The organism is Kaistia soli DSM 19436, assembly GCF_900129325.1.
GTDB classification, from domain to species: domain Bacteria; phylum Pseudomonadota; class Alphaproteobacteria; order Rhizobiales; family Kaistiaceae; genus Kaistia; species Kaistia soli.
The window spans coordinates 788,246-802,237 of the sequence record NZ_FQUP01000001.1 but is presented as its reverse complement, the minus strand read 5'-3'; the positions used below and the strand labels follow the sequence as shown (position 1 = coordinate 802,237).

The following is a 13,992-nucleotide window of genomic DNA, read 5'->3' as shown; positions in this document are numbered from 1 at the left end:
GATGACAGTCGACAGGGCTGCGGCGGAAACGGCCGAATTCCGGGCGAGCGGCGCCGCCGTGCATGCCTTCGTCCTCGAGGTGTTGCGGGCGGCGGGGACCGCCGAGGATGCGTCGCGATCTGTCGCCGACGCGCTGACCGAGGCCTCGCTGCGTGGCGTCGACAGCCATGGCGCCCGGCTGGTCCTTCACTATGCCAAGGTCGTCCGCACCGGCCGCATCAATCCGGCGCCAAAGCTCTCTGCCGAGGTCACGGGGCCCGGCACGGTGATCGTCGACGGCAACAACGGCTTCGGCCATTACGCCAGCTTCTTCGCGGTCGACGAGGCGGTGAAACTCGCCCGGTCGGCCGGCATCGCGGCCGCTTCCGTGATCAATTCCTCGCATTTCGGCGCCGCCGGCTGCTATGCGCTGCGTGCCGCCGAAGCCGGCATGGCCGGCTTCGCGTTCTGCAATTCAGACAGTTTCGTGCTGCCGCATGATGGTGTCGCGCCATTCCACGGCACGAACCCGCTCGCCTTCGCGGCGCCGGTTTCGGGAAGCCGGCCCTATCTTCTCGATATGGCCACCAGCATGGTCCCTTGGAATAAGGTCCAGGACATGGCTGTGAAGGGGATGACGCTGCCGCCCGAGGTTGCGGTCGATGCGGCCGGACAGCCGACGACAGAGCCGCTGCGCTCGGCTGCGCTGCTGCCGCTCGGCGGCCTCGGCTTCGGCCACAAGGGCGCGGGGCTCGCCAGCCTCATGGAGATTCTCTCCGCCGTCATGACGGGCATGCCGCATTGCGCGGACCTGCTTGGGATGGTCGGACCCGATCAGTCCACGCCGCGCCGCCTCGGCCATTTCTTTATCGTCATCGACCCGCAACGCTTCGTGCCGCGCGCGGTCTATGACGCCGGCATGGCCGCCTATCTCGCGAGCATCAGGGCCGCCCCGGCCCGGCCGGGCAAGAGCGTCATGGCGCCAGGCGACCGCGAATGGAAGGTCGAGGCCGAGCGCAGCCGCGACGGCATCCCCCTCGCACCGGGGCTCAAGCTCGCCTTCGACGCGCTTGCCGACGAGGTCGGAATTGAGAGGCTGCAGCCGCTCAACTGAAGCGGATCGATCTTGCCGGCGACGTCAGAGCTTGGTGATGCGGCGACAGACGTTAGTTATCGTGGCTCGTCATTCGTCTCCGCCTGTCATTGCGAGGTCAAGCCCGGCAATGACAGGAGAACTTTCCAAGGCAATGTCTGGCGGGGAGCGGCCTTGGGTCAGAAGCTCCAGGCGACATTGGCCTGAAGGGCGTTGTCGCTGACATTGTCGGCGAACTGGCCGGTATAGGAGAGGCCCACCCGCGCATGTGGGTTGACCAGGAGGTCGGCGCCAAGCTCCACCAGCGCTGTGTTCTCGGCGATCGGCACGCCACTCACGGAGAAGGCCGCCCCCGGCGCGCTGAGGAAGGCCAGATTGGCGGCGGTGGCGGTGTCGCCGAACGCATATTGCCAGGCCAGCGCCGCGCGCGGCTGCAACACCATGCCGCCGGAAAGCGCGAAATTGGTCGCCGCGCGGATGCCGAGCGTCGAATAGCCGATGCCGAGGCTTTCGGAAGAACCCGACAATCCGGCCGTCGCCCCACTCTCCGCGAAATCCTGCGTGTTGACATTGACGAAGGCCAGGCCGGCGAACGGCTCCAGCGCCAGCTTGCTGACCGCGAAGCCGTAGCCGACTTCGCCGAAGGCCTGCGCGGTGCCGCCATTATACTGGGCGTTTGCCTGCTGCAGCGAGCCGGAATAGGCGATGGTGCGATCCGCGTCGATCTGGTTGAAGGCATAGCTGGCACCGAAGCGCCAGTTCCAGGGACCGGTCTCGGTTCCGGCATAGAGCGCGACCTGCAAGCTGTCGACATTGAACGAACTGCCGAGCGCGGAGACGTCGGCATTCGATTGCGAATAGCCAACCGCCGCGCCGACCCGCCAGCGATCGACGCGCATGTCGACGCCCGAAATGATGCCGCCGATGTTTTCGCTGACATCGGATGTGTCGCCGTTGCCGTCGAGATTGGACCAGCCGCCATAGGCCTGACCCCACAGGGTCGCGCCGCTGGGCGAAGAGGAGGGAGCGCTGGCAACCGTCGCATTGCCATCGGAGAGGGCCGCCACTGCGCCGAGCGCCTCGGCATAGCTGCCCTGGCGGAGACGGCCGAGCACGGCCTGACGCACATAGAGGCTGTCGCCGGCCAGCACCGACTGCTCGCTGGCATAGGCCTCGCCGGAGAGCGCGCCAAGCGCTGCCGGAAGCTGGCTCGCCGAGAGCGCGTAAAGCGGCTCCAGGGCATCAGGCAACTGCGCCAGCGTGTTGTCGCCGGTATCGTTGATCATGGAATCAATGGCCCGGCCGGCCGCGCGCTCATTCGCCGTGGTGCCTGGCAGGCTCCCGAGGGCCGCGGCGACGTCCATCGTGACGGTGGTCGGCGCATAGTCGAGCCATGCGGCGAAGAGAGCAGGCAGGCCTGATGTCGTGAACGTGTCGAATGCGCCGGTCACGCCGTCCGTGGCGCCGACAAGCGCGTAGGATTTCAGGAAGTCGGAGGTCTGGAAGGTCGCCGCCAGCGTGCCGGCAAGCCGCACCGTTCCCACGACGTCGAGCGCATCGTTGCCGCTGTCGGTCATCCGCAAAGCGAGCGTGCCGGCTGCGGTCTGCACGAAGGTTCCGCTGAAGAGGTCGGTGACCGGCAGTCCGGTGCCGGAAATGCCGAGCCAGCCGCTGTTCTCGAACCGCTTGTTGAGGCCAGCGGTCGCGGCGAGGCGTCCGTCGATGATCCCGGTGTTCACGATCACGGTGCCATAGGCGTCGGGCCCGGTCCGCAGCGCGTCGGCAACAAAGGCCGTCTGCAAGGTCCCCGAATTCAGCAGCGTGCCATAGAGCCCGTGCATCTCGACGGCAGCGCCGGCGATGCCGGAGGCCGTCACCGTGCCTGTGTTCTTCAAGACGCCATAGGTCTCGCCGCGCAGGCCGATGCCGCCATTGCCGCTGACGGCGACGGTGCCGCTGTTGACGATGTCATCGCCCTTGCGGCCCGACAGCGCGGCTTCGTTGTCGGCGCTGGAGGTCAGCGTGCCCTCGTTGCGGATCGGATTATACATGCCGGGAATGGTCGCGACATAGCCGTTGACCTGGCCGTCGGCGATGTACACGCCGACGACATTGTCGCCATAGGCGGAATTGGACGACACGACGACGCCGGGAATGTCGATGTCGTACCAGGTGACGCTGCCGTCGGCCGCAAGATGCATGATCGCCGGGTGGGCGATGCCATCGGCAGTGATCCAGTTCGTGACGAGGTTGTATTCGCCCGATCGCCCGGCACTGGTGATGCCTTCGAAATGCGTCGCGACCGCGCCGGGATGGTCATAGGTCGTATAGGTGCCGGTCGTCTGGTCGAAGATGTAGCCATGTTCCGGGCCGGCGCCGCCGCCGATTTCGGCCATCGCATAGCCGCCGGCGATCTTGTCGCCATAGATGCCGTAGGCGGTCGTGCTGATCGCACCGGGGATGTTGTTCGTGGTGTAGGTCCCGGTGTCGATATCGTAGATGAAGGCATTGCCGGTCGCGAGATCCGTGTCGTAATCGCCGACCGCCTGGTTGCCGAAATTGCTGTGCGCGATCGTATAGAGCGTCTGCGCGCCCGATCCGTCCGGATAGGCGAGGGTGATCAGGCTCTGCCCTGCCGGGGCGGCGCCGTCATAGAGATAGCTGAGATCGTACGGCGCAGAGGTCTCGGTCTGGTAGCTGCCGACCACGCGCAGGATGCCGTCCGGCGTGCCGAAGCTCGGCCCATAGGGCGAGGATCCGATCGCGCCCGGAAAATTCGCGCCATTGGCGGTTGCCTCCGGCATCGCCGCCCAGGTCCCAGTGGCGAGATTGTAGTAGAGGCCGCCGGTTTCGGTCGACCCGGGGATCGTGTAGTTGCCGACGATATTGTCGCCGCGAATGCCTGTGAGAAACGTCCCGCTCGAGCCGTAATTCAACGTCTCATAGCTGAAGTCGAACGGCGTTATCGCCTGCGCCGAAGATACCGAGGCACCAGCTCCGAGGCCGACCGCAAGGATCTTCAAGGCGCGCGCGCGCGGAAGGCTGGACAAGACGGGCTTGTTTCTCATGGGTGTCACCTTGTGCCGCGCGCGATTCGTCCGCGAGAGCGCAAGGTTATATTTAGGATGACCCAGATGCGATGCCGCGGACGGAATTAATTTTTGACCGCATCGCGGCAACCAGGTCGTTAGCCCTTGAACGCCCAGAGATAATCGGCGCGGAACGCGTCGAAGAGCACCTTGGTGCCATAAGCGTTGAGATGGTTCGAATCGAAGAAGGCGAGGGTGCCATCCTTGATCGGCATGCAGATGCGCTCGTCGCAGAAGAGATCGATCGGGTCGATCATGCGCGCATTCGGATAGGTCGCGACGATCTCCTGCATGATCGCGATCGTCTCGCGCCGCCAGTCTTCCTCGATGGCGCGCGGCACGCCGCAGCGATCGGCCGAAAGCCCGAGCGCCCTGGAAAGATCAAGGCAGTTGAACGGGTCGGTGCGCCAGAACGACGGCAGCGGCGCCACGACCAGGATCCGCCTGTCGCTGTTCCCGGCAAATGTCTTCATCAGCGCCGCGAAGCCGGTGCGCAGCCGGTCCGCGCTGACCGCATGGTCATCGCCGGTCTGGCGGAAGCGGGCGTTCCAATAGCCGTCGAAGATCGCGAATTTCGCGCCCCCGATACGCGGCATGAAGCGATCGAACTTCTCGACGAGCGGCCGGCAAAAGCTGTTGGCCGCCGCAGCGGCGCGGTCGAGCATGACGTCGATCGGGTCGCAGCCGGGCATGGCGAGCTGCAGGATCGCAAGGCCCTGCTGTTCCGCCTCATATTCGATGCGCGGCATCATGGCGAAGGCATGGGAATCGCCGATGAGCAGGCCAGCTGCGCCGATGCCGTCGAGGCAGCTCGTCTGGACGTCGATATCCTCGGAGGCACACGGGTTGTTGGGATGGACTTCTGAGGCCGCGATGGCGGCGACCATTGGATTGTCGCCGGCATTGCGATAGGCGAGCCCCACGACGCCGCCCGAGACGACGGTGACGGCGATGCAGCCGGCGACGCTGGCGAGGAAGATGCGGACCGGCAGGCGGCGGTCGCTGCCGAGCTTCACACGCCGGCGCCAGGCGAGGATCGGCAGCTCGATCGCATAGCGTGTCGCGATGGACAGCAGCACGGCGATCGCCAGCGCGATCGCATCGACGGTGGTGGGCGACACCTGCAGCGGCAGGAAGCGGCCGAAGACCAGCAGCGGCCAGTGCCAGAGGTAGAGCGCGTAGGAGATCTGGCCGAGATAGACGACGGGCGCCAGCGACAAGAGCAGCGCGACCGGCCCGCGCGGCGCGACGAGGCCGCTCCAGATGACCAGCATCGCGCCGGCAACCGGCATCAGCGCGGCCGCGCCCGGAAATCCCATGACCCGGCCGAGCTCGGCGTGGCGGACTCCCATCCATTCGAGGCCGGTGAAGGTGATGCTGAGAGCGAGCAGCGCGAGCCCCGCGATCCCGGCAAGCGTGCCGGGCAACATGGTCCGCCGCCCCGCCACGAAGGGCGCGGCCAGCGCGGCGAGGATGCCGCCGGCGACGAACTCCCAGGCGCGCCACCAGGTGAGGAAGAAGGCCGGATTGCGCTCGGCCGCCCAGGGATTGGCGTCGTGCGGCGTGGCCAGGATGCAGCCGATCAGGCTGGCGAGGCCGATCACGGTCGCAGCTATGGCGAGCAGTCTCGCCATCGGCCACTGCCGCCGCCGGGCGAGCAGCGCCACCCCAATCAGCAGCAGCGGCACGATCAGGTAGAACTGCTCCTCGACGGCAAGCGACCATGTGTGCAGCAGCGGCTTCAGCGCCGAGCCGGTGTCGAAATAGCCGCTTCGGAACAGGAAATAGACATTCGTCAGGAACAGCGGTGCCAGCAGCGCCGAAACGGCATAGTTGCCGAGCTCGCCCGGCGAGCGCATCACCAGCGTGGCGCCAATGAGCGTGAACAGCAGCATCGCGCCATAGCTCGGCAGGATGCGAAGCGCCCGGCGGGCATAGAAGTCGAAGATCCCAAACCGGCCGGCCGCCAGTTGGCCGAGGATCTGGTTGATGATCAGATAGCCGGAGATGACAAAGAAGATGTCGACACCGACAAAACCGCCGGCGAAGCCAGGGACCTCGGCGTGATAGGCGACGGCGGCGACGATAGCGATGGCACGGAGGCCGTCGACATGCGGCTTGTAGCCGTCCGCGCCGCGGGCCTGTGCTCCGTCGAGGCCGGGTTTCCCCGCTATGGCATCGGCGCCGAGGCGCATGCGGCAATCCCATGCTCGCGAAAAAGACGCCGCCTTATGCGGCATCGGCAAGATCACGGCAAGGACGCTTGTCCGGCGCGACACTATACGCCGCAGCATCGCATCGTCTGCTAGACTTCATCGGCCAGCTTATACTTCGAGGATCAATGATGGCGCAGGGAAGAGTGAAGACGCGGCAGGCGGGCGCCGAGGCCTCGCTGGCAAAGGCCGGCCGGGTGGCGCTGACGACCGATACGGGCGGAACGCTAGCCGTCACCACCCATGCGACCGAGGCCGGCTTCAGCCCGCTCGATCTGCTTCATTCCGCGCTCGCGGCCTGCCTCGCCTTGAGCGCCCGCATCGCGGCGAGCCAGCTCGGCGTGCTCGACAGGCTCGACCATGTCCGTGTCCATGTCTCGGGCGACAAGGCCGAGGCGGGGCCGAGCCGGATCGACCGCTTCATCGTGCGATTCGAGATCGAGGGCGATCTCGATGATGCCACGCGCGAAGCCATCATCGCGGCGGCGGAGGGCGATATCTGCACGGTCAGCAATACGCTGCGGGGCGCGCCCGAGATCGTTCTGGCCGAATAGCCAGCCTCACAGTCGCTGAAGGACCGTCGCACACGCAGCATCCGACGTGGACATCCAAGCGAAATCGCCGATAAATCAGGCGGCATCTTCGCCAGCGGACTTTGTCCGCCGGCGATTCTCGACCAGCTCCCGCGACGGCAATCCTTCAGGAACAGAACCTTGCTCGAAGAGATCATCATTCCCGAGGGCAAGCCCGCCCGCCCGCTGGATCCCACTCTCGCGGCGCTGGCAGCCGCGCGTGCGAGCCAGCCGCAGGTCTTTGAGCGGCCTCTCGACGAGGCGCGACGGCTCTTCATCGAGGCGCGCCTGCCGCTGCGTACCGGCGACGGCATCTTGACCGAGGATCGGACCATCCCGGGCCCGGCCGGGCCCATTCCCGTGCGACTCTATCGCAGGCCCGGGGCAGAGCGGCCCTTGCCGATCCTCGTTTATTTTCACGGCGGCGGATTTGTCCTCGGCAATCTCGATTCGCACGACATCGTCTGCCGGCGCTTTGCCGCCCGGGCCGACTGGCTGGTGCTGTCGGTCGATTATCGTCTGGCGCCCGAGTACCCCTATCCTGCTCCTGTCGACGATGCCTATGCCGGCCTGCTCTTCGCCGCGAATTCCGGGGAGACGATCGGCGGCGATCCGGCCCGGATCGCGCTGGCCGGCGACAGTGCCGGGGGCATGCTTGTCCTGGCGACGGCGCTACGCGCGCGCGACGAGGATGGCCCGGCGATCGCCGGCATGGTGCCGTTCTATCCGATGGCCGATCTCATCGATATTGGCGTGGGCAACAGCTACCGCGCCTTTGGTTCGGGCATCGCCGGCCTCTCAACCCGCGATATCGACTGGTTCGTCGACTGCTATGTGCCCGACCGGTCGCGGCGCGGCGAAGCCTTGGCCTCGCCCGTCCGTGCTGAAAGCTTTGCTGGATTGCCGCCGGCGCTCGTCGTCCTGGCAGAGCACGACGTGCTTTATGACGAGGGCAGGTCGGTCGCCCTGCGCATGAGCGAGGCGGGCGTGCCGGTGCTGCTCGTCCATGTTTCCGGGGTCAACCACGGCTTCGTCAGCCTGGACATCGGTCTCCCCGAGGAAGCAGCGGTGTTCAACCTCGCTGCTCCGTGGCTGGCGCGTCGTCTCGGCCTCTGATCGCTATTGGTCGCCCTTCGGCGCGGCTGGCAGCTCCATGCTGTTCCAGCGGATGAGATAGGTCCAAGTCGCGTAGGCCAGCATGCCGCCGACAATGACCATCCAGAGCGGATCGCGGATGAACAGGGCCTCGTAGCCGAACCATGCGGCGATGAGTACCACCATGGCCACGCGCCGCCAGAGGGGTCCGAAAAACGCCCGTTCCGTCTCGCTCTTCATTCTGTCCTCCTTGGGGTCGCGTCGCGATTGTGTTGTGTGCGCCAGGTATGCGGAGGTCAAGGGGCGGCAGATTTGAAGAATTCCGCACCAAATGGCGAGCCTGTCGAAAGCGCCTGTTATTCATTGGAGGCAATGATAGCTGGGCCTTGAGTATCGGCTTTGGAAGGCGTCCAATTTGAATGTATTGTCGGAGAATGGGTTATAATCCCGCGCCTTGCAACGGACTGGGCCTCTCGTGAAGCGAACGAGGGTCACGGCTTGAAGATCGAGGTCGCCATGGGCGAGCCGGCCGGATCGGTGCTTCAGAGGTTGCAGCACGATGTTCTTGAAGCGATCGCGCTGGGGATTTCATTTCCTGATGTTGCGATGCTCATCTGCCTGAACGTGGAGGCATTGGCGCCCGGCACCATCTGCACGCTCATCCGCATCAAAGAGGGGCGATTTCAGCCAGTCGCGGCCCCGAGCCTGCCATGTTCCTATTCGGACGCGCTCAATGGTCTGGCCATTGGTCCCAATGTCGGCTCTTGCGGCACCGCGGCCTGGACCGCCGGTCCCGTCGAAGTCCGCGACATCGAAACGGATCCGCTTTGGGCCGACTATCGCGATCTTGCGCTGCCGCTGGGGCTGAGGGCGTGCTGGTCAAGCCCGGTCATAGCGACTGATGGCAGTGTGCTCGCGACATTCGCCCTCTATTATCGAGAGGCGCGCGGTCCTACGCCGCTCGAGCGAAGCCTGGTAAAGGCGTGCATCCATCTCAGCGCGATTGCGATAGAGCGTAGCGATGCCGAGGAGGTCGTCCGCCAGCTGGCCAGCTACGACCCTTTGACCGGTCTGCCTAATCGACGCTCGTTCGATGCGGCCATTGGCAAGCTCTGCAACGAAGGCAAGGAGCAGTTCGGCCTGCTGCTCGTCGGCGTTGAGCGACTCGACCTGATCGACATCGGCATCGAGGAATTGTCGTCGGACAATCTGCTTCGCGAAATCGCTCACCGGCTGCAGGAGCTAGGGCCCGACGCATCTATCTTCTGCCTTGGCGGCGGTCTCTTTGCGGTTCTCATTTCACCCTGCGCCGATCGTGAGGAGCTTCGCGAATTCGGCCTCCGTGTTCTTTCGGTCCTGCATCGGCCACGCGATTGGCTGTCCGTGGCCGTTGATCGCGGTGTAAGTCTTGGCGGAGCTCTGTCCGGCTCCGACGGCTCGACACCTGAAGTGCTGCGCCAGAACGCCGAGCTCGCCCGCGCCGCGTCGCGTTCGAACCTTCATTCCGGGTATGTCGACTTCGAGCCGCATCTGAGGACAGCCGCTTTGCAGCGGCGAGCCGCGTTCTTTGACGTCGAGACGGCACTCGCTGAACAACGCATCATTCCGCATTACCAGCCTGTCGTGCGTCTCGATAGCGGGCGGATCGTCGGTCTCGAGGCGTTGCTGCGCATGCGGCGGCGCGACGGGAGTATCGTCGCCGCGGCCGAGTTTCAGGAGGTGTTCTCGGATCCACGGCTCGCCTATCATCTCACTGATCACCTGATCGCCGAGGTCGCGAAGGATATCGCTGGCTGGACGGCGGCGGGAATTGACTGCGGCCATGTCGGTATCAACGTCGCGCCGGCCGATTTCATCGGGGAAAGCCTTGGCGTCCGGTTGGAAGCGGCAATGGCAAAAGCTGGCGTGCCGCTGAGCCGGATCGTCGTCGAGATCACCGAAATCATCTTCATGGATGATCCAAGGCACAATGTTGCCGATCTGGTCGAGGATCTGCGAAAACGCGGCGCCCGGGTCGCGTTGGACGATTTTGGCACCGGCTTCGCGTCGCTGACCCATCTGCTGACCTTTCCGAGCGACATCATCAAGATCGACCGTTCCTTCATCGATCGTCTGGTGACTGATCCCTGCAGCGCTGTGATCGTTGAATCGCTCGTCGATATCGCCCTCAAGCTTGGCAAGCGCGTCGTAGCGGAGGGCGTCGAGACGCAGCTGCAGGCCGACAGGTTGCTGTCCTTCGGTTGCACGCTTGGTCAGGGCTATCTCTTTGCGAAGCCCGCCGACGTCGCTGTCACGACGCGGCGTCTTTCGGGCCGTTACGCTGACGCGGTCGTCTGAGAACTTAGGCCTGTGCTGCAGCGCGCGGGCGTCCAGCAACCGCCCATGTGACGAGGCTCATCAAGGCTACGCCGAGAATGATCCCGACCAGCCGCTCCACCGGCGGCAAGATCGATGTCGGCGGCCCGCTGTCGACCATTGTGACCAGGAAGGCGATGGCAGTCTGGGTGCCGATATAGGCATTTGCGGTGCCGCCGAGATGGATGCGGGCCGCCAGATAGATGCCAAGCGACAGCGCCGCGATCCACCAGATGAAGCTGGTCGCGTCGATGCCGATGACCATCAGGCCGGCCGCGCCGCCGATGAAGCAACCGATGATCCGTTGCAGCCCACGGTGACGTGTCGAGACGGGATTGGCGTCGATCACGATGAGACTGGAAACGATGACCTGCGTCAGGGATGGCAGCGAGAAGGAGGTCCAGGCGATGAGGATGGCCAGCGTGCCGAGGGCCGCCGCATAGGCGAGCCGGCGTGCATCCGCCGGCGTCACCGAAGGCGGGTGGGCCACGATCCGCGTCGTCCCGCCTGCGCCCGGTCCAAGCGCCCAGCTCGCAAGTGTCGCGGCGGTGACGCCCGTCACGATCTCGTAGCAGCGGTTCTGCGCGAAATCGTAGAGCCCGCCGGGATCGCTGATGCTGGCCACAATGACCAGCAGGAACGTGGCGCCACCATAGAACCAGGCATAGCCGAAGGCGCTGCGTTGACGGCCATAGATCGCGATACCCGCCGCAACGACGGCCGCGGCAGCCTGACCGATCGCAAATCCTTCCAGCAGCTGCGCCCCGACATAGCCCACGAACACGCCGATAAAGGTACCGGCGATGCGAAGCAGACCCTTGGTGAACAGCTCGTCCCGATCGCTGTTGGCGATCACCATGGCGCTGAGGCCGGCCCAGTAGGGATTATCGAAGCCGGCGAGCAGGGCGATATAGACCGCACCGACCGCACCGACCGTCGTCGCGATGGCCTTGCGCGTCAGCGTGTCGGACGGGTCGCCCTGTGCCGCCGCTGTCGCCGTCATGGCCTAGAACCGGATCAGGACGCGTGCATCGGCGCCAAGTGGCAGCGCCGTATCGGGCGGCAGGTCGTCGAGGGTGATCTCCACCGGAAAGCGCCGTGGCAGGCGGACCCAGTCGGTAGTCGGGTCGACATAGGGAATGATCCGCTGCGCTTCCTGCGACCGCGCGATGCCGGCCGCGATCCCGCTGACATGGCCGCTGAGGACGTGCCAGGGCCTTGAGCCGATGGTGACGAAGGCGGGTTGTCCGAGCGCGAGATGGGAGAGATGCCGCTCGGCGACATTGGCGACGATCCGCGGCCTTTCGGCCGTGACGATCGCCATGACCTCGGTCCCCGGCGACAGCGAATCGCCCCGGCGGCGCGTGAAGGGCGCGATGCGTCCGGGGGTGGGCGCGGCGACATTGGTTTTGGAAAGACGATAGCGTGCCGTGGCAAGCGCCGCCTCGGCCGCGCTCTCGTCGGCTGCCGCGACCGTCACGCGCTGGTTGGCGACGCCGAGCCCCGACTGGGCCACCAGGAGATTTGCATTGGCCGTTGCCGCGTCGCGGATCGCCTCGTCGAGGCTCGCATCGGTCGAAAATCCCTGCCCGGACAGGCTGCGCACCCGCGTCAGCGTCGCATTGGCGTTGTCGAGCACGGCCTGCGCCGAGGCGACGTCTGCTTTGGCGGCTCCGACCTGATCGCCCGCGAGCGACTGACCCGCCTTGGCCTGCGCCAGCACGGCTTCCGCCTCCGTCACCGCGAGCTGATAGGGCGTCGCTTCGATCGAGAACAGCCCGTCGCCCGCCGCCACCGCCTGGTTGTTCTCGACATGGATGGCGTCGATCGGGCCCGCGACCTCGGCCGAGAGCACGACGACATCCGTCGTGATATAGGCATCGCCGGTATAGGCAAAGAACTGGACGCTGACCTCGTAGGCGAGAAAGAGCGCAAGCGCGATCCCGACGATCAGCCGGACAGGGTGGTCGAGCAACCGGCGCAGCATCGTCGTTGAGTTTCCTGACTTGCTTGGAATTCGCGGCCATGTTCGCCCGCCGCAGGCCCTCTGTCCATCGTCGCCTCCTCGTTTTCGAGCTTCCGCCGCTTGATCCATACAATGTTAAAATGTATGGATCATCGCGCGGGGCTCGGCCGTTGCCGCTTGTCAGGCCTCAGTCGTGATCGAGCGTAATCTTGGTAACGAATAGGCAAAATCCGGTCATGTCCGGTTGGAAACCCACTGTCGATCGTTCGTCCGGGCCGCTTTTCCGGGCCATCGTCGAGGCGCTCGCCGCCGATATCGCCGCGGGGCGCCTCGCCGCTGGAGAGCGCCTGCCGCCGCAGCGCGCGCTTGCCGAGGCGCTCTCGATCGACTTCACCACGGTGACACGAGCCTATGCAGAGGCGCAGCGCCAGGGTCTGGTCGAGGCCCGGGTCGGGCGCGGTACCTTCGTGCGGCGGCCGTTCAAGCGTCCGCCATCCGGCCGGATCGATCTCGCGATGAACCTGCCGCCACGCCCTTCCGATCCGCGTCTCGCCGCCCGTCTCTGGCAGGGCATGGCGGCTCTTAACGAGACGCAGGGGCTCGATCTCCTGATGCGCTACCAGGCCCCGGGCGGGACCGCCGAGGACCGGGCCGCGGGTGCGACCTTCCTCGCCCCGCGCGTTCCGGGCGCCGATCCTGGCCGCGTCCTTGTGGCACCGGGCGCGCAGGGTGCGCTGGCCGTCGTGACGATGCATCTTGCCACGCGCGGTGACGTCATTCTGACCGACCGCCTGACCTATCCGGGGTTCCGCGCGCTGGCCGGCCGGCTCGGCATCACGCTCGCTGGCGTGCCGGCTGACGCGGGCGGCATGAGGCCGGATGCGCTCGAAGACTGGGCCGCGCGACATGCCCCGCGCGCACTCTACCTCAATCCCACCCTCAATAATCCGACGACGATCACGCTCTCGTCGGAGCGCCGCAAGGCCATCGCCGCCGTGGCGCGTCGGCACGATTTCGCGATCATCGAAGACGACGCCTATGGCGCGCTGCCGCTGCATCCCCCTGCCAGCTTCGCGGCCCTGGCGCCGGAGCGGACCTACCACGTCGCGGGTCTCGCCAAGTGCCTGTCGCCTGCGCTGCGCATCGCCTATCTCGCCTTGCCCGACGAAGCCGTCGCCGAGCGCCTGGCGGGTTCGATCCGTGCCCTCGCTACCATGGCATCTCCGCTCACCACAGCGCTCGCCACCCGCTGGATCACCGACGGCACCGCCGCCGCGCTGCTCGGTGCCATCAGGTCCGAGACGGCCGCGCTGCAGGCGATCGCGGCGGCGCGACTGCCGTCAGGCCTGCTGCAATCCGATCCGGCGGCTTTTCATGCCTGGCTGACGCTTCCCGTCGGCTGGACCCGCGCCGCTTTCCTCGGCCGCTTCCAACCGCCCGGGCTCGGCCTCGTCGCAAGCGACTCTTTCGCCCTCGAATCCGCTCCGGAAGCGGTGCGGCTCGGCTTCGGCGCTGCCACCGATCGCGAGAGCTTCGAGGCAACAATCGACGAACTCGCAACGCTTCTTTCGCGGACTCCCGGGGAAGAAATGGTGGTGATCTGACTGCGGCGCAGTGTCATGCTTACAAA

General features: G+C 65.9%; 10 protein-coding genes. 5 read left to right on the top strand and 5 right to left on the bottom strand.

The window, feature by feature from the left end:
* The first annotated feature begins 1 nt into the window (after position 1).
* The gene (locus BUB39_RS04005; protein WP_073051705.1) at positions 2–1,093 is read left to right on the top strand and encodes an Ldh family oxidoreductase; all 1,092 of its coding nucleotides are present in this window, start codon (positions 2–4) and stop codon (positions 1,091–1,093) included.
* Positions 1,094–1,251: 158 nt separating this feature from the next.
* Here BUB39_RS04005 and BUB39_RS04000 read toward each other — a convergent pair whose 3' ends face one another.
* Together BUB39_RS04000 and BUB39_RS03995 are read right to left on the bottom strand one after the other, a co-directional pair.
* Positions 1,252–4,140: an autotransporter outer membrane beta-barrel domain-containing protein gene (locus BUB39_RS04000; RefSeq protein ID WP_073051704.1), complete on the bottom strand. Its 2,889-nt coding sequence runs from the start codon at positions 4,138–4,140 to the stop codon at positions 1,252–1,254.
* Between the two features lie 119 nt (positions 4,141–4,259).
* On the bottom strand, positions 4,260–6,356 hold the full coding sequence (locus tag BUB39_RS03995) for an acyltransferase family protein (protein WP_073051703.1): 2,097 nt from the start codon (positions 6,354–6,356) through the stop codon (positions 4,260–4,262).
* A gap of 149 nt (positions 6,357–6,505) precedes the next feature.
* On the opposite strand from BUB39_RS03995, the gene BUB39_RS03990 reads away from it, so the two are divergent.
* Positions 6,506–6,928 carry an OsmC family protein gene (locus BUB39_RS03990; protein ID WP_073051702.1) on the top strand — a complete coding sequence of 141 codons (423 nt, stop codon included), beginning with the start codon at positions 6,506–6,508 and terminating at the stop codon, positions 6,926–6,928.
* Between the two features lie 159 nt (positions 6,929–7,087).
* Positions 7,088–8,062 (top strand): alpha/beta hydrolase, encoded by a 975-nt coding sequence (locus BUB39_RS03985; protein ID WP_073051701.1) that lies wholly within the window; start codon positions 7,088–7,090, stop codon positions 8,060–8,062.
* Positions 8,063–8,065: 3 nt separating this feature from the next.
* Here BUB39_RS03985 and BUB39_RS03980 read toward each other — a convergent pair whose 3' ends face one another.
* Positions 8,066–8,281 carry a hypothetical protein gene (locus tag BUB39_RS03980; protein WP_073051700.1) on the bottom strand — a complete coding sequence of 72 codons (216 nt, stop codon included), beginning with the start codon at positions 8,279–8,281 and terminating at the stop codon, positions 8,066–8,068.
* A 258-nt stretch (positions 8,282–8,539) separates the two neighbouring features.
* Between BUB39_RS03980 and BUB39_RS03975 the strand changes: the two genes are divergently transcribed.
* On the top strand, positions 8,540–10,378 hold the full coding sequence (locus BUB39_RS03975) for a putative bifunctional diguanylate cyclase/phosphodiesterase (protein ID WP_084526869.1): 1,839 nt from the start codon (positions 8,540–8,542) through the stop codon (positions 10,376–10,378).
* Positions 10,379–10,382: 4 nt separating this feature from the next.
* Here the strand turns inward: BUB39_RS03975 and BUB39_RS03970 are convergent, their stop codons facing one another.
* Positions 10,383–11,399 carry an FUSC family protein gene (locus tag BUB39_RS03970; protein ID WP_073051699.1) on the bottom strand — a complete coding sequence of 339 codons (1,017 nt, stop codon included), beginning with the start codon at positions 11,397–11,399 and terminating at the stop codon, positions 10,383–10,385.
* A gap of 3 nt (positions 11,400–11,402) precedes the next feature.
* The gene (locus BUB39_RS03965) at positions 11,403–12,383 is read right to left on the bottom strand and encodes an HlyD family secretion protein (RefSeq protein ID WP_073051698.1); all 981 of its coding nucleotides are present in this window, start codon (positions 12,381–12,383) and stop codon (positions 11,403–11,405) included.
* Between the two features lie 215 nt (positions 12,384–12,598).
* On the opposite strand from BUB39_RS03965, the gene BUB39_RS03960 reads away from it, so the two are divergent.
* Positions 12,599–13,966, top strand: coding sequence for an aminotransferase-like domain-containing protein (locus tag BUB39_RS03960; protein WP_073051697.1), 1,368 nt, complete (start codon positions 12,599–12,601; stop codon positions 13,964–13,966).
* Positions 13,967–13,992: the final 26 nt, after the last annotated feature.